The following is an 18,900-nucleotide window of genomic DNA, read 5'->3' on the forward strand; positions in this document are numbered from 1 at the left end:
AATACTTGTACGATGTCCTATCACAAGGTATTACTACGTCTCCTCATAAAAACAAAACTACGGAGATCGCTACATGGACTCATTCTCGTCCGCCGGGCCCGAACGGCTCGACCGAGCAAAGGGCAATACCCGCCGCAGCTTTCTGAAACAGTCCTTCGCAGTTTCCGCCACGCTCGCCACCGTGGGCAGCGCTGCGCTGCCCCGACTGTCCAGTGCCGCCGAGCCCTTGAGTCAGCGTTACCCTGACCCGCTGGTGCACGTGCTCGATGACAGTTTCCTTGAGTTGCGCGTGTTCAACGCCAGTGTCGAAAGACTGGCCACCGGCCTGCGGTGGGCCGAAGGGCCGGTGTGGATCGGCGCTGGTCGCTATCTGTTGGTCAGCGACATCCCCAACAACCGCATCATGCGCTGGGACGAAATCACTGACACCTTCTCCGTGTACCGCGAACACTCCAACTTCTCCAACGGCATGTGCCAGGATCGCCAAGGGCGACTGATCGTCTGCGAAGGCTCTACCACCACCAGTGAAGGCCGCCGCATCACGCGCACTGAACACAACGGCACCGTCACCGTGCTGGCTGACAGTTACGACGGTAAGCCCTTCAATTCCCCGAATGACGTCGTCTGCAAAACCGACGGATCCATCTGGTTCACCGATCCGCCCTTCCAGACCATCAACAACTACGAAGGTCACAAGATCACCCCCACTCAACCTCACGCGGTGTACCGCATCGACGGCGAGAGCAGGAAAGTCACGCGGGTGATCGACGACATCAACGGGCCGAACGGCCTGTGTTTTTCACCCGATGAAAAACTGCTCTACGTCGTCGAAGGCCGGGCCAAGCCCAATCGATTGATCTGGGCGTTCGATGTGAAGGACGACGGCACCCTGGGCGAGCGCCGCAAACATATTGAAGGACTGGAGTACGCGGCTATCGACGGCATCAAGTGCGACGAGGCGGGCAACTTGTGGTGCGGCTGGGGTGGCAATGGTGATCCCAAGGCCGACCTGGAAAAACTCGACGGCGTGCGGGTGTTCAATCCGCAGGGCAAGGCCATCGGGCACATTTCCCTGCCCGAACGCTGCCCGAACTTGTGCTTCGGCGGGCGCGAGGGGAACCGGTTGTTCATGGCAGGCAGTCACTCGATCTATTCGTTGTTCGTGAATGCGCGTGGGGCGACGTTTGCGTTGTAAAAACCGAGTCTGCCGCGCATCGGAGGATGCACGGCAGCTGATAAGCCTCTGGCTTCGAACAATGGCCTGAATCCGTCACGGGACGTGATTCGTGATCACCTACAGAATTCGACCATCACCTGAGCATCATCAGGTACGAGTCAGCGCAAGCCTGATGCCTAATGCGATGAACACACCTCCGACGACACGATCCATCAATTTCTGCAGCGATCTGTTGCGTGACATGCCGCTTGAGGCACTTCCAGCCAGCATGGCAAAAGTTGCGTCGGTTAAAAATGCTACCAGCGCATAGGTCAATCCCAACACCAGGAAAGACGCGGTGTGGTGCTCGCCTCCGGGCACTACGAATTGTGGAAAGAATGAAATGAAGAACAGCAGAACCTTTGGATTCATCAGGGTCGTTATGAACCCCTTTGACAGCAGGCCATAAAGATCCGCGTCTTTTTTGATGTCAGCACTTTCAGCGGCTTCTGCGCGTGCGCGACCAAAGGTCTCGAACACCAACTTTCCACCCAGGTAGATCAGGTAAATCGCGCCAACATATTTAATCAGGGTAAACATGACAGGCGAGGCCGCAATCAGAGCTGTGAGCCCCACAACGCTCGCCAACGCATGAGTGCAACTACCCAAGGCCACTCCAGCCGCTGAGATGACGCCCGCACGCCGACCATTTGCGACACTTTGCCCTACCACGTAAGCCATGTCGGGGCCTGGGGTAATGGAAAGCAGAAAAACAGAAACTATAAAAAGCCAGAGGTTGGTGATATCAAACATAGTCATCCCTTATCTAGAATTCAGTTGCCCTGCAGCCAAGCGTATTCGGTTCATGAAATGAGCCGAATAGCCCGACTAATCGGCTCACGACCGGCAACCGAGATGGTGTTCGTGCGCTTGGATAATGTCGGGAACACCTGGTAACTGCCAAATCGGAAGCAGATTAGCCACACTTCAAGCCGCATCCGGGTGATCCAGCGTTTCCCACCCCAGGCACGCCAGCGCCAAGGTCCGCGGCACTGCCTCTCGGCCACTGCTGTATCGGCTGATGCTGCGAGCGCTCACCCCTAGAGCCTCGGCAGCCTGATCCAGTGTAAGGCGGTGCTTCAATCGCCACTGGATAAAGAGGCGCGTATTTTCGTCCACCGCCGATTGCGCCAGTGCGTCCAGAAACAGCGTGTCGGCACCGATCTGAATATCGAGCGCAGGCCATTCAACCGTCCAACCTGCATCACCCATCACAGCGCCTTCAAAAGCTTTGCCTTTGGCCAGTGGGCGCAGGCCAGGGTACCTTTTCAAATCGTCATGCATGTTGAGGCGAAATTGCTGACCGCTGGTATACGTCAGATCAAGTATGGCGCCTGGATGTGCCTGCACAGCCCGCAGGCGGGGGCGTTTCATCGATGCCATTGCTTCCACTCCTTCAAAAGTTCGGTTTGATGGGCCGAGATCCACGCCAAGGCTTCCTGCAAGATTTTCTGAGGTGCTTTGCCTTGGATAACTGCAACGGTTTCCAGACTGATCTGCACATCCAAGCCACCGCCAGTGAGGTGCACATGCGGAGGCAGATGGTCTCGCTCCCGCAACTCGATACGGTATTTATCGCGAAATCGATATTTGGTAGACATGCCTGATCGTATCGCCAATTTGGCGATATCACAATATTAGACTACAGCCTCCATTTTCCCCTACCCCAAACTCCGCGCCGAATTGCTCAACACCTGCACGCACTGCATCAAGGCCGGTACCAGTTGGCTTTCGGCGTCGGCGCGGGTCCAGCGGCTGGTGGGGGCTACCACGTGCACCGCGGCCACGGGCCGGCCATTGCCGCCGATGACGGGGGCGGCGATGGTCATGTCGCCCAGGAACAGTTCCTGGGTGTTCACGGCGTAGCCGCAGTCACGCACCGTTTGCAGCGAGGCCATGATGTCGTCCACCTCGGTATGGGTGTGCGGGGTGTGGGCGACGCGGGTGCTGCTTTGCACCAGGGCCAGGGCTTCGGTTTCGGGCAGGGCGCTGAGGTAGGCGCGGCCGGAGCCGGTGCAGTACATCGGCACGCGGCTGCCGATGGGCATGTGCACGGGTACGAAACGGGCGCTGACGAAGCGCGCGATGTAGGTCATTTCCACGCCGGTGGGTTCGGTCAGGCAGGCCGTTTCCCCGGTGAGCCGGGTCAGTTCGGCCAGGAACGGGTTGCCGACTTCGATCAGGGAATGAGCATCGAGGTAGCTGAAGCCCAGTTCCAGCACATGGGGTGTCAACTGGTAATGCCGGGTGCGCGAGTGTTTCCGAAGGTAACCCAGGCTTTCGAGGGTAAAGACCATGCGCTGGGCCGAGCTTTTGGTCATGTGCGAGGCTTCGGCGATCTCTGCAAGGCTCATGCTGCGGCGCTTGGCGCTGAATGTACGCAGCACGGCCAGGCCTTTTTCCAAGGATTGATTGAACAGGCTGTTGCGATCTTCGGACATGAGGGCCTCAAGGCAATAATCGGCGAGTGAACCCGGACAACAGCAAAGAGACAGCAATTTGCGCGCCTGAAAATCGGATACCGATACGAAAATGCTGTTAATCGATTTTCAGGCCGTGAAAATCGATGATTCAGGTGTGAAATGGCATAGAGCTTGCGACCTCGGCCCTGTCCGCCTGGCGGTCCCACCTTCCGATCCCTTCTGGAGTGACCCGATGAACAGCCTTTCCCCTCTGTTTCGCCGTTTCGCGCTCGGTCTCTGCATGACGCTCGGCGCGTCCCTCGTGCACGCCGCCGATGCACCGATGTACAAGGTTGGTGCAACCGCCACGGGTTCGCCCTTCACCTTCCTGGACATCAAGAGCAACAGCATTCAGGGGATGATGGTGGACATCGCCAAGGCGGTCGGTGAAGCCGGCGGTTTCGGCACGCAGATGGAGCAAACCAACTTCGCGGCGCTGATCCCTTCCCTGACCTCGGGCAAGCTGGGCTTCATTTCCGCAGGCATGCTCAAGACCGATGAGCGCGCCAAGGTGGTGGACTTCAGTGCGCCGGTCTATTCCTACGGCGAAGGCCTGATCGTCAGTGCCGACGACAACACCGCCTACCCTGACCTCGCTGCGTTGAAGGGTGAAGTGATCGGCGCCCAGGCGGGCACTGCGTTCTACGACCTGGTCAACAAGATGGGCATCTTCAAGGAAGTACGCACTTACGACTCGATTGCCGAAATGGTCCGCGACTTGTCCCTGGGGCGCATCAAGGCGGCCGTGGCCGACCAGCCGATCGTGGCCTACCAGATTCGCCAGAACACCTTCAAAGGGGTGAAGCTGGCCGCCGACTATAAGCCGGCCAAGGTGGGCGATGTGTGCTTCGTGGTGCGCAAGGGTGACAGCGAAACCCTGGAGCGCCTGAACCAGGCCATCGACACCATCAAGGCCAACGGCACGCTGCAGGGCATCGTGCAGAAGTGGGGCGTGTAGGCTGAGGAGCGACCATGAAGCTTGCTGACTTCTTGCAGAACGCGCAGGACTTCCTGCCGATTCTGCTTCAGGGCGCGTGGGTGACCATCCAGATCACGGTGCTGTCGTTCCTGCTCAGCAGCGGGCTCGGGCTGGTGCTGGCGCTGCTCAAGCTGTCGCCGATCCGCGCGCTGTCGTGGGCGGCGAGCACGGTGATCAACGTGATCCGTGGGCTGCCGATCATCGTGCAGCTGTTCTACATCTATTTCGTGCTGCCGGAGATGGGCATACACCTGACGGCCTTCCAGGCCGGGGTGATCGGCATGGGCATCGCCTACTCGGCCTATCAGGCGGAGAACTTTCGCACCGGCATCATTGCCGTGGACCAGGGCCAGCGCGAGGCGTCGGAAGCCTTGGGCATGCGTTCGTTCATGATGATGCGCCGGGTGATCCTGCCCCAGGCGTTTCGCATTGCGCTGCCGCCCTATGGCAACACGCTGGTGATGATGCTCAAGGATTCCTCGCTGGTGTCCACCATCACCGTGGCCGAGATGACGCGCCAAGGCCAGCTCATCGCCTCATCGACCTTCCAGAACATGACCGTCTACACCCTGGTGGCCTTGCTGTACCTGCTGATGAGCCTGCCGCTGGTGTACGGGTTGCGGCGCATGGAGCAGCGTTTGAGCCGGAGGAGAAAGGCATGATCCAGATCAGTGGGTTGCAGAAGAACTATGGCGACCATCGCGTGTTGCACGGGGTGGATCTGCAGGTGCAGAAGGGCGAGGTGGTGTGCCTGATCGGCCCGTCCGGATCGGGCAAATCGACCTTGCTGCGCTGCATCAATGCGCTGGAGACCTATGAAGGCGGTACGATCCTGGCCTTCGGCGAAACCGTGCAGCGCGGCAGCAAGACGGTGCATACCTTGCGCAGCCGCATGGGCATGGTGTTCCAGCGTTTCAATCTGTTTCCCCATCGCACCGTGCTGGAAAACGTGATGGAGGGGCCGCTCTACGTGAAAAACGAGCCGGCCGCGCAGGTGCGCCGCGAGGCACTGGCGTTGCTCGACAAGGTCGGTTTGGCGGAAAAAGCCGATGCTTATCCGGAACAGTTGTCCGGTGGCCAGCAGCAACGCGTGGCAATCGCCCGCGCGCTGGCGATGAAACCTGAAGCCATGCTGTTCGATGAGCCGACTTCGGCGCTGGATCCGGAACTGGTGGGCGATGTGCTGCAAGTGATGCGCACCCTGGCCGACGAGGGCATGACCATGATCGTCGTCACCCATGAGATGGGCTTTGCCCGGGAGGTCGCCGACCGCGTGTGCTTTCTGCATGGCGGTTACCTGGTGGAAACCGGGCCGGCCGACGAGGTGCTGGGTAACCCGCAGCATCCGCGCACCCAGGATTTCTTGCGCCGGGTGTTGCATCCCACCACCAGTACGCGGAGCCAGCCATGATCGACGTGCCGTCACTGTGGGCGGCGACCGCGCCGCCTGCGCGGGTCACGCCGCCACTGCGCGAGTCGGGCCAATACGATGTGGTGATCGTCGGCGCCGGGTACACCGGCTTGTCCACAGCGCTGCATCTGGCCGAGCGTGGCGTAAGCGTGTGCGTGCTGGAAGCGCGGGAGCCAGGTTGGGGTGCGTCGGGGCGCAATGGCGGGCAGGTCAACCCGACTTTGAAGCATGACCCGGACGAACTGGTGCGGCTGTACGGCGCGGTCGTGGCGGAGCCGTTGATCGACACCGTGTCGCGCTCGGCGGACCTGGTGTTCGACCTGATCGACCGCCATGGCATCGAGTGCGCTGCCGTGCGCAAGGGCTGGATGCAGGTGTCCTATTCGCACAAGGGCGTTGCGGGCCTGCACGCGCGGGCTGCGCAGTGGGAACGTCGCGGTGTGCCGGTGCAGCGCCTGGATGCCGCCGAGGTGGCGACGCGCATGGGCAGCCAGGCATTCGCCGGTGGCTGGCTGGATGGCCGTGCCGGAGCGATTCAACCGCTGGCCTATGCCCGCGGGCTGGTAAGGGCAGCTCAGGCGGCCGGCGCCAGCATTCACGGGCAGAGCCCGGTGATCGGGCTGCAGCCGGTCGCGTCGGGCTGGCAGGTGCAGACCGCCAGCGGCCACACGGTCAACGCAGCCCAGGTAGTGCTCGCCACCAACGGTTACAGCGATGGCTTGTGGCCAGGCATGGCGCAAAGCGTCCTGGCGGCGAACAGCTTCATCGTCGCCACCCGCCCGCTGCAGGGCGCTGCGGCTCAGAGCATTCTGCCCGGACAGGAGACGGTGTCCACGGCGCAGCGGCTGTTGCTGTACTTTCGCAAGGACAGCCATGGACGCCTGCTGATGGGCGGCCGCGGCACCTTTGCCGATCCCGACGCGCCTCAGGACTTCGCCCATCTGGAACGCTCGTTGGCCTTGCTGTTTCCACAACTGGACAAGCTGGAGTTCGAGTACCGCTGGGCTGGACGCATCGCCATCACCCGGGACTTCATGCCCCACGTGCATCAACCCGCGCCGGGCCTGACGTTGGCGCTGGGCTGCAACGGTCGTGGCATCGCCCTGTGTACCAGCCTGGGGCAGCAACTGGCGGCCAGCCTGTGCGACAGCCAGGCCGACTTCGCTTACCCGGTGAGCCCGCTGCAAAAGCTGCCGATGCATGGGTTGCAACGTTTCTACATCGGCGCCGGCGTGGCCTGGTACAGCTTGCTCGACCGCTTGAACGTGAGCTGAAGGCCTGCGGCAGAGCGTCGCGCCTGGCGTTGGCGGTGAACCAATCGCCATGCGCGGGTTTCAAAAGGGTTCATTCAGAACAATGGTTGCGTCCCATGCCCAAGAAACTTTCCCTCGCTCTGCTGATGATTTCTGCCCTGGGCCTGGCGGCCTGTGACAAGACGTCCGAAGACCACGTGCAGAAAGCCAACGAGCACACCGAAGCCGCTGCCGAGAAGCAAGCCGAGGGCAAGCCTGAGCAAGCCGCCGAGGAAAAAGCCGAAGCCGCCGAAGAACACGACAAGGCCCGCGAAAAACGCGTGACCGAAGACCGCCATCAGGCGCTGTCTTCCGACGTGCCGGACGAGATCAAGGCGCCCGAGAAGAAGTAATTCGATCGCGATCGACCCAGGCCCCGCCAGTGATGGACGGGGCTTTTTTATGCCTGGGCATCCGGCTTCGAACCACATTTGGAAACAGCCAGATGTTCAGAGATTTTCCAAAAGGTCGGTAGGCTATACCAAGCACACACCGGAAGCGTGATCATTTACATCACGGAAAGAGCATGATAAAAAGCTTTCGACACAAGGGCATCAAAGCCTATTTCGAGACCGGATCAACCAAAGGTATCCGCGCCGATCATGCCAAACGTCTGGCGCGCATCCTGCCGATTCTGGATCGCGCCATCGATGCTGGCGACGTCGATATGCCTGGGTGGAGACTCCACCCGCTCAAGGGCGATCTCATGACATTTTGGTCGGTGACAGTCAGCGGTAATTGGCGGTTGATCTTTCGCTTCGATGACGGCGACGTCGAACTGCTTGACTACCTCGACTATCACTAAGGAGTAATGCGCTATGCCTATGCACAACCCTCCTCATCCCGGCGAAGCGTTGCTGGAAGATGTACTTCCGGCCCTGAACATCAAGATTGCCGAATTCGCTCGTCGTCTGGGCTATGCCCGGGAAACCCTGTCGCGAATCCTGCACGGCCATGCACCTATCAGTCCGGACCTCGCCGTACGCCTGGAGCGTGCCGGCATCGGCAAGGCGCGGACGTGGCTGGCCATTCAGACCGATTGGGATCTATGGCAGGCGGAGCAACGCGAGCAGCCGCCGATCGAGCCATTTGCAGTGCTTTGTTCCTGACTGCGCTGCTCTCAGCTCCCCTGCAACGGCTTGGCATCCTTGAAGAAGTAATCCTGCCAGGACGCCGGTTTGTTCTTGATTGCGCCGACGCGGTGCATGAACTCGGCCAGGGGGTAGGTGTTCTTCGGTGTGATCGAGAATTCGAACTGCGGGTTGTCGATGATTTTCAGCAGTACGGCACGGTCGATCTTCGCGCCGGTCACGCGGATGTAGGTATCGGCAGCGGCGCCTTTGTCTTTCTGAGCGAAGTCGGCCGCCTCGGCCAGGGCCTCGACGAACGCGTGGTAGGTCTTGGGGTTTTCCTCGCGGAATTTCTCGGTGGCGAACAGCACGGTGGGTGAGTTGGGGCCCAGCAAGTCGTAGGTGTTGAGCACCACATGCACATTAGGGTTGGCCAGGGCTTGATCCTGGAACGGCGGGTTGGAGAAGTGCCCACTGAGTTCGGTACCGCCGGCAATCAATGCCGCTGTGGCATCGGGATGAGGAACGGCGATGGTGTACTTGTCCAGACGGTTGTATTCCTTGTCGCCCCACTGCTTGGCCGCCGCGTATTGCAGGAAGCGTGATTGCACCGACACACCGACAGCGGGCACGGCAATGCGATCCTTCTCGGTGAAGTCGGCGATGGTCTTGACCTTGGGGTTGTTGCTGAGCAGGTAGTAAGGGAAGTTGCCTAACGAGGCGACGGCCTTCACGTTCTGCCGACCATGGGTCCGATCCCAGATGGTCAACAGCGGACCCACGCCTGCCCCGGCAATGTCGATCGCGCCGGACAACAACGCATCGTTCACCGCAGAGCCACCGGACAGTTGGGTCCAATCGACCTTGATGTCGATGCCCGCCTCCTTGCCGTGCTTCTCGATCAGATGCTGATCGCGCACTACATTGAGCAGCAGATAAACGATACCGAACTGCTCGGCGATACGGATTTCACCCTCGGCATGGGCCTGCGCGGGTGCAACCACGGCACCGGTCAACAGGCTGAACCCGAGGCCGACGGCGGCGGCCATGCGATTGAACGATATTCGTGACATAGGAGCTCCAAGCAAAAGAATCAAAGGTGCTTGGACCGACTATATGTGCATAAAAAAATTATTTTAAATACGGTTAAGGAATAACCATATTCATTAGAGTTCGGGTATCAGGACCTGAACCCTTAGGCATTGGTAAATAGGCGTGACTAACGCGCCAGTGCAGCACCAGCCTCCTATTACAGCGTGTCAGGAAGGTGATTCGTCCAATGCTCAAGCACTGGCCACGACAGTCACGCTCACTTGGCGAACTTGTACTCGCCGCCCTGCTCGAGCGCTTTCTGGTAGGCCGGGCGGGCTTGCAGGCGTTCGACCCAGGCTGACAGGTGCGGGTAGGCTGCAAGCTTGCCCTGGGCCTTGGCCAGTTCGCCGACGAAGCTCATCTGCACGTCGGCGCCGGTCAGCTCTTCGCCCACTAGGTAAGGAGTCAGGCTGAGGGCGGTATTCAGATAGCCCAGGTAGTTCTCCAGCTCCGATTCGATACGTGGATGCAGCGGCGCGCCAGCGTCGCCCAGACGGCCCACGTACATGTTGAGCAGCAGGGGCAGCATGGCCGAACCTTCGGCGAAGTGCAGCCACTGCACGTATTCGTCATAGGTGGCGCTGGCCGGATCAGGCTGCAGGGCGCCATGGCCATGACGACGGATCAGGTAATCGACGATGGCGCCGGATTCGATGATGGTATGCGGACCATCCTGGATCATTGGCGATTTGCCCAGAGGATGGACGGCCTTGAGCTCGGCGGGCGCGAGATTGGTTTTCGCATCGCGTTCATAACGCTTGATCTCGTAGGGCACGGCCAACTCTTCCAGCAGCCAGATGATGCGTTGCGAGCGAGAGTTGTTCAGGTGGTGAACGGTGATCATGGCAAAGGCCTTCAATGGGGGCAGGTTAAGAGCAGACCCGGCCTGGTCGGCGGAGTGCAAAAAATCCCTGTGCCGGCAAGCCCCCCGCAGGGTCTCTTACCTCGCTTGCTGCCGGCAAAACAGTTCCTGCTGCGCGACCCTGCGTTTTCGCAATAAAACACTTCGCCAGCGGCGATTTGTGACCGCTTGCGCGCAGCCCCTGGCGGTAGATTGGACAGCAGCGGTCCAGCAGAACGACCGAGCCACAACAACACGCTCGCCTCCGAAATCTGCCCACCTTCAGGAGTCCCGTACATGACACCGACGACACTGCGCGCATTCAAGTTCACCAGCCTTGCACTGCTGGTGAGCGCCTTCGGGCAGGCCTGGGCCGAGGACATCACCTTCGTATCGCAGGGCGGCGCCTACCAGGAAGCCCAGAGCAAGGCCATCCTGGAGCCTGCGGCCAAGAAGCTGGGCCTGACCCTTAAGCAGGACAGTTCGCCCAAGGCCTACCCGATCATCAAGACCCAGGTCGAAAGCGGCAAGGTCACCTGGGACGTGGTCGACCTGCCCACCGGCGACTGCCTGCGCGGCGAAGCCGAAGGCTTGTTCGAGAAGCTCGACCCGGCCCTGGTGCCGAATGCCGCACAGCTTCCGGCGGAGCTCAAGGACGACTACACCGTGGGCTACATCAGCTATTCGACGGTGCTGGCCTATCGCACCGATGCCTTCAAGGGCGAGAAAGTCCCCAAGACCTGGGCGGATTTCTGGGACACCAAGACGTTCCCTGGCCAGCGCTCGCTGCGCAATCTGCCGCGCCCCACCCTCGAAATTGCCTTGATGGCCGATGGCGTGGCGCCCGACAAGCTGTATCCGCTGGACGTGGAGCGGGCCTTCAAGAAACTTGAGCAGATCAAGCCGCACATTGCCACCTGGTGGACCTCCGGCGGGCAGTCGGCGCAGCTGATCAGCGACGGTGAAGTGGACATGATCCAGGCCTGGAACGGCCGCATCACAGCCGTGCAGGCCGACGGTGCGCCGGTGGCGTTCGATTACAACCAGGGCGTGCTGGAAACCAATTCGCTGTGCGTGCTCAGGGGCACGGCGCACAAGACAGCGGCGATGAAGTTCGTCAACGAGGCCATCGATGCCAAGTTGCAGGCGGCGCTGCCGATGATCATCGACTACGGCCCACTGAACCCGGAAGCCTTCAAGACCGGCACCATTCCCGCCGAACGCGCGGCCAAGCTGCCGTCTTCGCCCGAGAACATCTCGCGCCAGGCACTGCTGTCGGCCAAGTGGTGGGCGTCCCAGGAAGGGGTGAAGGCTGAAGAGCGCTGGTTGTCGTTCGTGCAGAAAAAATGAGCGGTATGGGGTCAGGCCGCGATTGATCACTCCAACTGCCTGACCGCCCAACAACAAGCTGTTTGCGCTGGTCCACCGGCGCTCGGCCGTGAGGAATCGTTCCATGTCCAACGCCTATCTCGCCAAATCCATGCCCGACGCTCATAGCGAGCCGCCGGCGAGCAATGCCGATGTCCTGGCGCGCGAGGAGCGTCGGGAAAACACTTCGATGTTGCTGCTGCTCGCCCCGGCGTTGTTCATGGTGGTGGTGCTGCTGATCCTGCCGATGTGCTGGCTGGCGTTCCAGTCGGTGCAGACCGAAGAAGGCTTCTCGCTGGCCAACTACGCGCGCATCTTCGAAGAACGCATCTACTGGGACACTTTCTACCTGACCTTCAAGATCAGCCTGATCGTGACCCTGTTGTCCATCGTCATGGGCTTTCCCATCGCCTACGCTGCCTCGCGCCTGCAGGGCTTCTGGGCCAACCTGATTCTGATCTGCGTGATCCTGCCGTTCTGGACCAGCGTGCTGGTGCGCTCCTACGCCTGGCTGGTGTTGCTGCAACGGCGCGGGGTGGTCAACCAGACGCTGCTGGACATGGGCATCATCGACCAGCCGTTGAACATGATGCACAACACCACGGGCACGGTGATCGGCACCCTGCACGTGATGCTGCCGTTCATGGTGCTGCCGCTGTATTCGGTGATGAAGAAGATTCCGCAAGATTTGATGCAGGCCTCCGAGAGCCTGGGCGCGAAACCCTTCTACACCTTTCGCCGGGTGTTCCTGCCGATGGCCGCGCCCGGTGTGATGGCCGGTTCCATCCTGGTCTTCGTGATCTGCCTGGGCTTCTTCATCACCCCTGAACTGCTGGGCGGCGGCCGCACCATCCTGGTGTCTATGCTGGTGCAGCGCAACGTCGAGCTCTATCACGCCTGGGGCGCCGCGAGTGCGGTGGGCCTGGTGTTGCTGTTCGTGGTGTTCCTGATTTTCTGGGGCATCAACCGCTTCATTCCCATCGAACGCATCCTGGGAGCACGTTGATGACTATGTTTGCCTACCTGCGCCAGCTACGCCTGTCGCACGTGCTGTTCACCGTGCTGGTCGCGGCGATTCTGCTGTACCTGATCGTGCCGGTGCTGATCGTGGTGCCGATGTCGTTCTCCGAGGCGCGCTTTCTGCAGTTTCCGCCCAAGGAATGGTCGCTGCGCTGGTATGAAGCCTTCTTCCAGAGCGCCGAGTGGATGTCGGCGGCGCGGGTCAGCCTGATCACGGCGGTGGTGACCACGGCGGTCAGCCTGCCGATCGGCATGGCTGCAGCCTACGCCATCAACAACTCGAGCCTGAAGGTGATTCGCACCCTGCAGATCGTGTTGCTGCTGCCCATGATGGTGCCGATCATCCTCATCGCGGCTGGGGTGTTTTTCGTCTACGCGCGAGTGGGGCTGATCAGTTCGCTGACTGGCCTGGTGCTGGCGCACATCATGCTGGCCCTGCCCTACGTGATCATTGCCCTGCTGGCCGGGCTGCGCAATTTCGACATGTCGCAAGAGATGGTCGCGCGCAGCCTGGGCATGAACCGCTTTCGCGCGTTCATGGCGGTGACCCTGCCGCAGATCAAACCCAGCGTGGTTTCGGCGACCCTGTTCGCGTTCATCACTTCGCTGGATGAAACGGTGGTGGCGCTGTTCATCTCCGGAGGCGACAACCAGACCCTGACCAAGCGCATGTTCACCGCGCTGCGTGATGAGATCGATCCGACGATCGCGGCGATCAGCTCGATATTGATTCTGGCGTCGCTGATTCTGGTGGTGGTCGCTGGGCGCAACAAGCAGGGGTGACAGCTCCAGCACAGCCTGCCGCCACCCCACCGCAATTCAGCATCCACGCCCCGCCGAGTGCCCCATCTCGGCATCGGCCACTGCGCGGACATTTCTACACTAGGTCCATCGTTCGGACTGCAAAGGCACCCTGATCATGTTGAAGCATTCACTGCGTGACCCTTCCCTGCTCGTCGAGCAGGCCTACGCCAACGGCCAGTGGATCGATGCCGATGACGGCGCCACCCTAGCGGTGACCAACCCCGCCGATGGCAGCACCATCGCCCACGTCCCGGCCCTGCAGGGCGCCGAAACCCAACGCGCGATCGCGGCGGCCGAAGCCTGTTTCACCACTTGGCGCCAAGTCCCGGCGGCCGAGCGCGCCAAGCTCCTGGAAAAGTGGTACCAACTGATCATGGACAACCAGGAAGACCTGGCCCTGATCATGACCGCCGAACAAGGCAAGCCCTTGACCGAGTCGCGCGGCGAAATCGCCTACGGCGCCAGCTTCGTCAAATGGTTCGCCGAGGAAGCCCGGCGCATCTACGGCGACACCATTCCGTCGCCCGCTGCCGACCGACGCATCCTGGTGCTCAAGCAACCGATCGGCGTGGTCGCGGCGATCACCCCGTGGAATTTCCCCAATGCCATGATCACCCGCAAGTGCGCGCCGGCATTAGCCGCCGGCTGCCCGGTGCTGGTCAAGCCCTCGGAGATGACCCCGCTGTCGGCCCTGGCCTTGGCTGTGCTAGCCGAGCGCGCGGGCATTCCGGCCGGGGTGTTCAACGTGCTCACCGGCATGCCGGCGGGCGTGGGTGGCGAGATGACCAGCAACCCGGCGGTGCGCAAATTGTCGTTCACCGGTTCCACCCGCGTGGGCCAACTGTTGATGAGCCAGTGCGCCTCGACCATCAAGCGCCTGAGCCTGGAACTGGGCGGCAACGCGCCGTTCATCGTGTTCGACGACGCCGACCTGGACCTGGCCATCGCCGGGGTCATGCAGAGCAAATTCCGCAACGCCGGGCAGACCTGCGTGTGCGCCAACCGCATCCTGGTGCAGGACGGCATCTATGCCCGTTTTGCCGAGCGCCTGAAGGCGGCCGTGGCCGAGCTGAAAGTCGGCGATGGTCTGGCCGAGGGCGTGACCATCGGCCCATTGATCAATGCGGCAGCGGTGGACAAGGTGGCCCGCCACATCAGCGACGCGGTGGAGAAAGGCGCGAGCGTGGCCATCGGCGGATTGCCGCAAAACGACGGCCTGTACGTGCAGCCCACGGTGTTGCTGGACGCCAACGCCGACATGCTGCTGGCCGGTGAGGAAACCTTCGGCCCGGTGGCGCCGCTGTTCCGCTTTCATACCGAAGAAGAAGCCCTGGCTCTGGCCAACGCCACGCCCTATGGCCTGGGCGCCTACTACTTCACCCAGGACATGCGCCGCGCCTGGCGCGTGGGCGAGCGCCTGGAGTTCGGCATGGTGGGCTTGAACACCGGGATCATTTCCATGGAGGTGGCGCCGTTCGGCGGCATGAAGCAATCGGGCACCGGCCGCGAGGGTTCCAAGTATGGCCTGGATGAATTCCTTGAAGTGAAGGCCTGGCATATCGGTGGGTTGGGTTGATGGTGGGCCTCTTCGCGGGCAGAGACCCGCTCCCACAAAAGCGCGCACGCTGTCTGTGGGAGCGGGTCTCTGCCTGCGAAGAGGCCGGCACTGACATCCTGCAGGAACGACATTCTTGATCTCTTGGAGCACCACAGATGAATTTCACTGAAGGTTTCGAATCGGTCAGCGTCAACCAGGTCAGCAAGCACTACGGCAGCCTCAAGGCGCTGGACAACGTCAACCTCAAGGTCGAAGCCGGCGAGTTCATGTCGTTGCTCGGCCCGTCGGGCTCAGGCAAGACCACCCTGCTGAGCATCCTGGGCGGCTTCATCCGGGTCAGCTCCGGCAACATCCTGTTCGGCGAACGCAACGTTACCCTGATGCCGCCGCACAAGCGCGAGATCGGCGTGGTATTCCAGAACTACGCGCTGTTTCCGCACATGACCGTCGGCGAGAACGTGGCCTTCCCATTGCGCGCCCGCGGCGAAAGCCCGAGCAAGAGCCGCGACCGGGTCAAGCAGGCGCTGGCCACGGTCGAATTGAGCGGCTACGAAGAGCGTTCGATCGCAGCGCTTTCCGGTGGCCAGCGCCAGCGCGTGGCCCTGGCCCGGGCCATCGTTTTCGAGCCCAAGCTGATTTTGATGGACGAACCGCTGTCGGCCCTGGACAAGCAACTGCGCGAAACCATGCAGATCGAATTGCGCGCCCTGCACAAGCGCCTGGGCGCGACCATGATCTACGTGACCCACGATCAGCGTGAAGCGCTGACCATGAGCGACCGCATCGCCATCATGCGCGGCGGGCAACTGGTCCAGGTCGACACCCCTCGCCGCCTGCACGATCACCCTTCGGACGACTTCGTCGCCAGCTTCATCGGTGAAAGCACCCTGGTGCCGTTGCAACGCGGCGCGGACAACGGCTTGACCCTGGGTGCCACGCCGCTGCGCACCACCCGGCCGGTCCCGGCTTCGGGGGATGTGTTCCTGGCGCTGCAGTCGGAAAAACTGCTGCTGGACAGCGCCAGCGCAGGACCTGAGTGGAACCGCTTGAGCGGGCGGGTCGCCGACATCGTCTTTCAGGGTGAGAGCTTAAAAGTCTTCGTCGACCTGGACGGCGGGCCGACGGTCAGCCTGCGCCAGCCCAGCCACCACGAAGGCAACCTGAGCCTGCCACCGATCGGCTCGCCCATGCTGATGCGCCTGCACCCCGAAGACACCATCGTGGTGCCCCGCGCCGGGGTTTGAGGAGGTCAGTGAGGGCCCTCTTCGCGGGCAAAGAACTTGCGAAGAGGCCCTCACTGACACCCCACCACCCAAACAACCGAATCTACCGCCCCACCCGCAAAAAACAGGCAAACACCCCACCGCACCCCGCAACTTCGGTGCTTGTGATTTCCGCCACTCCTTATCCTGATCACATCACCCGCCACGCTCGGCGCTCACGGAGATCGAGATGAATTCTGCACTGACCGAAAATCAACGCCTGCTTGCCTTGCGCGAACAACACGTACCTCGCGGCATCGCCACCGCCCACCCGGTAGTCGCCGCGCGCGCCCACGGCGCCGAGTTGTGGGACGTGGACAACAAGCGCTATCTGGATTTCGTCGGCGGTATCGGCGTGCTCAATGTCGGCCACAACCACCCGGCCGTGGTCGAGGCGGTGCGTCAGCAAGTGGGCAAGGTGTCCCATGTCAGTTTTCAGGTCGCGGCCTACGAGACGTATATCGACGTTGCGGCGCGGTTGAACACGCTGATCGGCGGGGACGAGCACTACAAGAGCGTGCTGTTCACTTCCGGCGCCGAAGCGGTGGAAAACGCCATCAAGATCGCCCGCAGCTACACCAACCGGCCAGCGGTGATTTCGTTCCGCGGTGGCTTCCACGGCCGCACTCTGCTGGGGGTAACCCTGACCGGCATGAGCCAGCCCTACAAACAGAACTTCGGTCCGTTTCCGGCGGAGATCTATCACGCTAGCTACCCCAATGCCTACCGTGGCATCAGCAGCGACGACGCCCTGGCGCAGCTGCACGAACTGTTCGCCAGCGACGTGGCACCGGACCGCGTGGCGGCGATTCTGATCGAGCCCGTGCAGGGCGACGGTGGCTTTCTGGCCGCGCCGGTCGAATTCCTCCAGGCGCTGCGCGCGCTGTGTACGCAGCATGGCATCGTGTTGATCGCCGATGAGATCCAGGCCGGCTTCGGCCGTACCGGCAAGATGTTCGGTTTCCAGCATGCCGGTATCCAGCCGGATCTGGTTACCGTTGCCAAGTCCCTGGCCGGTGGCATGCCGCTGTCGGGCGTGGTCGGTCGGGCCGAAATGATGGATGCGCCGACCCCAGGCGGCTTGGGCGGTACCTACGGTGGTAACGCCGTGGCCTGCGCGGCGGCGCTGGCGGTGCTGGACTTGTTCGAGCACGAAGACCTGCTGGCCCAGGGCGAGCAGCGTGCGGTGCAGTTGCGCGAGGGCTTGCTGGCATTGCAGAAGCGCTATCCGCGTATCGGTGAAGTGCGGGGGCTGGGTTTCATGCTAGCGATCGAGATGATCAAGGACGATGCCGCGCACAGCCCGGATGTCGACCTCACCCAACGGATCATCGACGAGGCGCGTAACGCGGGGTTGCTGGTGATCAAGTGTGGTTTGTATCGCAACGTGGTGCGTTTCCTGGCACCGCTGGTGACCACCGCCGAGCAGGTGGCGGAAGCTTTGCAGATGCTCGACAAGGCATTGGCAAAAGCCGGGGCCTGATCGACGCAAGCCTTCTGGAAGGCCGCCGGCCTCTTCGCGGCCACGGACCGCTCCCACAGAAATCGGGGCCAACCGTGGGAGCGGTCATCGGCCGCGAAGAATGCGCCGCGGTTTGCCTGATACACCGCGGCGCTATTTTCGCGGTCACGGACCGCCCCACAGGAATCGGGGCCAACCGTGGGAGCGGTCATCGGCCGCGAAGAATGCGCTGCGGTTTGTCTGATACACCGCGGCGCTCTTTTCGCGGCCACGGACCGCTCCTACGCCGGATAAGCTGTAGAAGTCTGCAGGGAAGCCACTCATACCGTCGCTCGGGAGCAAATCATGAAAGTCACACAGTACAAGGCGTTGGGGTTCTCGTACGCCACCCTGGTCGACCGTGAACGGGGCATTCTCGAAGGCCTGCGACCCTTGTCGGTGCAGAGCCCGATTTCCAGCAGCGACGAACAACTGCTGCACGCCTACCGCGTGATCGCCCAAGAGCTTGGCCGGGCGGGCGGCAATGCCAGCGCCAGCGCTTTCCACGGCCAGCTGTACCAGCGCATGGCGCACCGATTGCATGTGATTCCCGGCTGGGATGAAAGTGTTGCCTTCGGTAGCTCGTCGGTGCACTGGCCAATCTTCGAAGACGCCCCCGGTGCCCTGCAATACCTGAGCAAGTTCTACCGGTTGATACTGATCGCCCCACCCCACGGCATCGATGTGGGCACCTTGACCCAACGCTTGCCCGTGGCATTCGATGCGGTCATCGAGCCTTGCAACGACGCCTGGCACAGCAGCCTCGCCGTCGAGTTGCAGCGCCTGGGTCTGGAGCGCTCGCAGCTGCTGCCGGTGCGCAGTACCGAAACGGATGACCCATGGAACCTGCGTGTGGACTTTCCGGTGTGTACCCTGCACCGCGATCATCGCCAGCCATGGAATCTCTCGCCCCAGGCTCTGGACGGCAAGCGCTGTGAATACGCCAGCCTTGCGGACCTCGCCCATGCCCATCAAACGGCATTGCACGCCTGAGGCCCACGTTCATGTTCTGACTTGACGAGGT

General features: G+C 61.7%; 21 protein-coding genes. 15 read left to right on the forward strand and 6 right to left on the reverse strand.

The window, feature by feature from the left end; translation table 11 throughout:
• Positions 1–73: 73 nt before the first annotated feature.
• Positions 74–1,195 carry an SMP-30/gluconolactonase/LRE family protein gene (locus LT40_RS15095; protein WP_043191719.1) on the forward strand — a complete coding sequence of 374 codons (1,122 nt, stop codon included), beginning with the start codon at positions 74–76 and terminating at the stop codon, positions 1,193–1,195.
• 129 nt (positions 1,196–1,324) lie between these two features.
• Here the strand turns inward: LT40_RS15095 and LT40_RS15100 are convergent, their stop codons facing one another.
• From LT40_RS15100 to LT40_RS15115, 4 genes are all read right to left on the reverse strand, one after another.
• Entirely contained in the window at positions 1,325–1,969 is a 645-nt protein-coding gene (locus LT40_RS15100) for a LysE family translocator (protein ID WP_043193736.1), read from the reverse strand.
• A 174-nt stretch (positions 1,970–2,143) separates the two neighbouring features.
• Positions 2,144–2,599 carry a helix-turn-helix domain-containing protein gene (locus tag LT40_RS15105; RefSeq protein WP_043191721.1) on the reverse strand — a complete coding sequence of 152 codons (456 nt, stop codon included), beginning with the start codon at positions 2,597–2,599 and terminating at the stop codon, positions 2,144–2,146.
• Positions 2,587–2,817, reverse strand: coding sequence for a DUF4160 domain-containing protein (locus tag LT40_RS21330; RefSeq protein WP_084139820.1), 231 nt, complete (start codon positions 2,815–2,817; stop codon positions 2,587–2,589). Before LT40_RS21330 ends, LT40_RS15105 begins: the two co-directional genes overlap by 13 nt.
• A gap of 60 nt (positions 2,818–2,877) precedes the next feature.
• Complete coding sequence (locus LT40_RS15115; RefSeq protein ID WP_043191727.1) at positions 2,878–3,657, reverse strand: IclR family transcriptional regulator; 780 nt, start codon at positions 3,655–3,657, stop codon at positions 2,878–2,880.
• A 214-nt stretch (positions 3,658–3,871) separates the two neighbouring features.
• Here LT40_RS15115 and LT40_RS15120 point away from each other — a divergent pair, with 214 nt between their 5' ends.
• The 7 genes from LT40_RS15120 (at position 3,872) to LT40_RS15150 (ending at position 8,469) form a co-directional block, all read left to right on the forward strand.
• Positions 3,872–4,636, forward strand: a complete 765-nt coding sequence (locus LT40_RS15120; protein WP_043191729.1) for an ABC transporter substrate-binding protein — start codon at positions 3,872–3,874, stop codon at positions 4,634–4,636.
• A 14-nt stretch (positions 4,637–4,650) separates the two neighbouring features.
• The gene (gene ehuD, locus LT40_RS15125; protein WP_043191730.1) at positions 4,651–5,319 is read left to right on the forward strand and encodes an ectoine/hydroxyectoine ABC transporter permease subunit EhuD; all 669 of its coding nucleotides are present in this window, start codon (positions 4,651–4,653) and stop codon (positions 5,317–5,319) included.
• Positions 5,316–6,068 (forward strand): amino acid ABC transporter ATP-binding protein, encoded by a 753-nt coding sequence (locus LT40_RS15130; RefSeq protein WP_043191732.1) that lies wholly within the window; start codon positions 5,316–5,318, stop codon positions 6,066–6,068. Before ehuD ends, LT40_RS15130 begins: the two co-directional genes overlap by 4 nt.
• 5 nt (positions 6,069–6,073) lie before the next feature.
• Entirely contained in the window at positions 6,074–7,342 is a 1,269-nt protein-coding gene (locus LT40_RS15135; RefSeq protein ID WP_043193737.1) for an NAD(P)/FAD-dependent oxidoreductase, read from the forward strand.
• A gap of 95 nt (positions 7,343–7,437) precedes the next feature.
• Entirely contained in the window at positions 7,438–7,713 is a 276-nt protein-coding gene (locus LT40_RS15140; RefSeq protein ID WP_043191733.1) for a hypothetical protein, read from the forward strand.
• A gap of 173 nt (positions 7,714–7,886) precedes the next feature.
• A complete protein-coding gene (locus LT40_RS15145) occupies positions 7,887–8,165 on the forward strand; it encodes a type II toxin-antitoxin system RelE/ParE family toxin (protein ID WP_043191734.1) in 279 nt (92 codons plus the stop codon).
• A 13-nt stretch (positions 8,166–8,178) separates the two neighbouring features.
• Positions 8,179–8,469: a HigA family addiction module antitoxin gene (locus LT40_RS15150; RefSeq protein ID WP_043191735.1), complete on the forward strand. Its 291-nt coding sequence runs from the start codon at positions 8,179–8,181 to the stop codon at positions 8,467–8,469.
• 11 nt (positions 8,470–8,480) lie between these two features.
• Here LT40_RS15150 and LT40_RS15155 read toward each other — a convergent pair whose 3' ends face one another.
• Positions 8,481–9,503 carry an ABC transporter substrate-binding protein gene (locus LT40_RS15155; RefSeq protein ID WP_043191736.1) on the reverse strand — a complete coding sequence of 341 codons (1,023 nt, stop codon included), beginning with the start codon at positions 9,501–9,503 and terminating at the stop codon, positions 8,481–8,483.
• 236 nt (positions 9,504–9,739) lie between these two features.
• A complete protein-coding gene (locus LT40_RS15160; RefSeq protein ID WP_043191737.1) occupies positions 9,740–10,366 on the reverse strand; it encodes a glutathione S-transferase family protein in 627 nt (208 codons plus the stop codon).
• A gap of 294 nt (positions 10,367–10,660) precedes the next feature.
• Here LT40_RS15160 and LT40_RS15165 point away from each other — a divergent pair, with 294 nt between their 5' ends.
• From LT40_RS15165 to LT40_RS15195, 7 genes are all read left to right on the forward strand, one after another.
• Positions 10,661–11,713, forward strand: a complete 1,053-nt coding sequence (locus LT40_RS15165; protein WP_043191739.1) for an ABC transporter substrate-binding protein — start codon at positions 10,661–10,663, stop codon at positions 11,711–11,713.
• 103 nt (positions 11,714–11,816) lie between these two features.
• Complete coding sequence (locus LT40_RS15170) at positions 11,817–12,737, forward strand: ABC transporter permease (RefSeq protein WP_043191741.1); 921 nt, start codon at positions 11,817–11,819, stop codon at positions 12,735–12,737.
• Positions 12,737–13,534 (forward strand): ABC transporter permease, encoded by a 798-nt coding sequence (locus LT40_RS15175; protein WP_043191743.1) that lies wholly within the window; start codon positions 12,737–12,739, stop codon positions 13,532–13,534. Before LT40_RS15170 ends, LT40_RS15175 begins: the two co-directional genes overlap by 1 nt.
• Before the next feature lie 136 nt (positions 13,535–13,670).
• Positions 13,671–15,131, forward strand: a complete 1,461-nt coding sequence (locus LT40_RS15180) for an NAD-dependent succinate-semialdehyde dehydrogenase (RefSeq protein ID WP_043191745.1) — start codon at positions 13,671–13,673, stop codon at positions 15,129–15,131.
• 137 nt (positions 15,132–15,268) lie between these two features.
• Positions 15,269–16,357 (forward strand): ABC transporter ATP-binding protein, encoded by a 1,089-nt coding sequence (locus tag LT40_RS15185; RefSeq protein WP_043191747.1) that lies wholly within the window; start codon positions 15,269–15,271, stop codon positions 16,355–16,357.
• 208 nt (positions 16,358–16,565) lie between these two features.
• A complete protein-coding gene (gene gabT, locus LT40_RS15190) occupies positions 16,566–17,858 on the forward strand; it encodes a 4-aminobutyrate--2-oxoglutarate transaminase (RefSeq protein WP_043191748.1) in 1,293 nt (430 codons plus the stop codon).
• 324 nt (positions 17,859–18,182) lie between these two features.
• A complete protein-coding gene (locus LT40_RS15195) occupies positions 18,183–18,869 on the forward strand; it encodes an HAD family hydrolase (RefSeq protein WP_043191749.1) in 687 nt (228 codons plus the stop codon).
• Positions 18,870–18,900 lie beyond the last annotated feature (31 nt).

This window comes from Pseudomonas rhizosphaerae, from assembly GCF_000761155.1.
GTDB lineage: Bacteria > Pseudomonadota > Gammaproteobacteria > Pseudomonadales > Pseudomonadaceae > Aquipseudomonas > Aquipseudomonas rhizosphaerae.

Excerpts from the sequence above, each read along its gene's own strand:
- LT40_RS21330 (WP_084139820.1), bottom strand. The coding sequence starts at position 2,817 with ATGTCTACCAAATATCGATTTCGCGATAAATACCGTATCGAGTTGCGG.
- LT40_RS15145 (WP_043191734.1), top strand. The coding sequence starts at position 7,887 with ATGATAAAAAGCTTTCGACACAAGGGCATCAAAGCCTATTTCGAGACC.
- LT40_RS15115 (WP_043191727.1), bottom strand. The coding sequence starts at position 3,657 with ATGTCCGAAGATCGCAACAGCCTGTTCAATCAATCCTTGGAAAAAGGC.
- LT40_RS15155 (WP_043191736.1), bottom strand. The coding sequence starts at position 9,503 with ATGTCACGAATATCGTTCAATCGCATGGCCGCCGCCGTCGGCCTCGGG.
- gabT (WP_043191748.1), top strand. The coding sequence starts at position 16,566 with ATGAATTCTGCACTGACCGAAAATCAACGCCTGCTTGCCTTGCGCGAA.
- LT40_RS15195 (WP_043191749.1), top strand. The coding sequence starts at position 18,183 with ATGAAAGTCACACAGTACAAGGCGTTGGGGTTCTCGTACGCCACCCTG.
- LT40_RS15105 (WP_043191721.1), bottom strand. The coding sequence starts at position 2,599 with ATGGCATCGATGAAACGCCCCCGCCTGCGGGCTGTGCAGGCACATCCA.
- LT40_RS15175 (WP_043191743.1), top strand. The coding sequence starts at position 12,737 with ATGACTATGTTTGCCTACCTGCGCCAGCTACGCCTGTCGCACGTGCTG.
- LT40_RS15180 (WP_043191745.1), top strand. The coding sequence starts at position 13,671 with ATGTTGAAGCATTCACTGCGTGACCCTTCCCTGCTCGTCGAGCAGGCC.
- LT40_RS15185 (WP_043191747.1), top strand. The coding sequence starts at position 15,269 with ATGAATTTCACTGAAGGTTTCGAATCGGTCAGCGTCAACCAGGTCAGC.
- LT40_RS15160 (WP_043191737.1), bottom strand. The coding sequence starts at position 10,366 with ATGATCACCGTTCACCACCTGAACAACTCTCGCTCGCAACGCATCATC.
- LT40_RS15130 (WP_043191732.1), top strand. The coding sequence starts at position 5,316 with ATGATCCAGATCAGTGGGTTGCAGAAGAACTATGGCGACCATCGCGTG.
- LT40_RS15095 (WP_043191719.1), top strand. The coding sequence starts at position 74 with ATGGACTCATTCTCGTCCGCCGGGCCCGAACGGCTCGACCGAGCAAAG.
- LT40_RS15100 (WP_043193736.1), bottom strand. The coding sequence starts at position 1,969 with ATGTTTGATATCACCAACCTCTGGCTTTTTATAGTTTCTGTTTTTCTG.
- LT40_RS15150 (WP_043191735.1), top strand. The coding sequence starts at position 8,179 with ATGCCTATGCACAACCCTCCTCATCCCGGCGAAGCGTTGCTGGAAGAT.
- LT40_RS15165 (WP_043191739.1), top strand. The coding sequence starts at position 10,661 with ATGACACCGACGACACTGCGCGCATTCAAGTTCACCAGCCTTGCACTG.
- ehuD (WP_043191730.1), top strand. The coding sequence starts at position 4,651 with ATGAAGCTTGCTGACTTCTTGCAGAACGCGCAGGACTTCCTGCCGATT.
- LT40_RS15120 (WP_043191729.1), top strand. The coding sequence starts at position 3,872 with ATGAACAGCCTTTCCCCTCTGTTTCGCCGTTTCGCGCTCGGTCTCTGC.
- LT40_RS15140 (WP_043191733.1), top strand. The coding sequence starts at position 7,438 with ATGCCCAAGAAACTTTCCCTCGCTCTGCTGATGATTTCTGCCCTGGGC.
- LT40_RS15170 (WP_043191741.1), top strand. The coding sequence starts at position 11,817 with ATGTCCAACGCCTATCTCGCCAAATCCATGCCCGACGCTCATAGCGAG.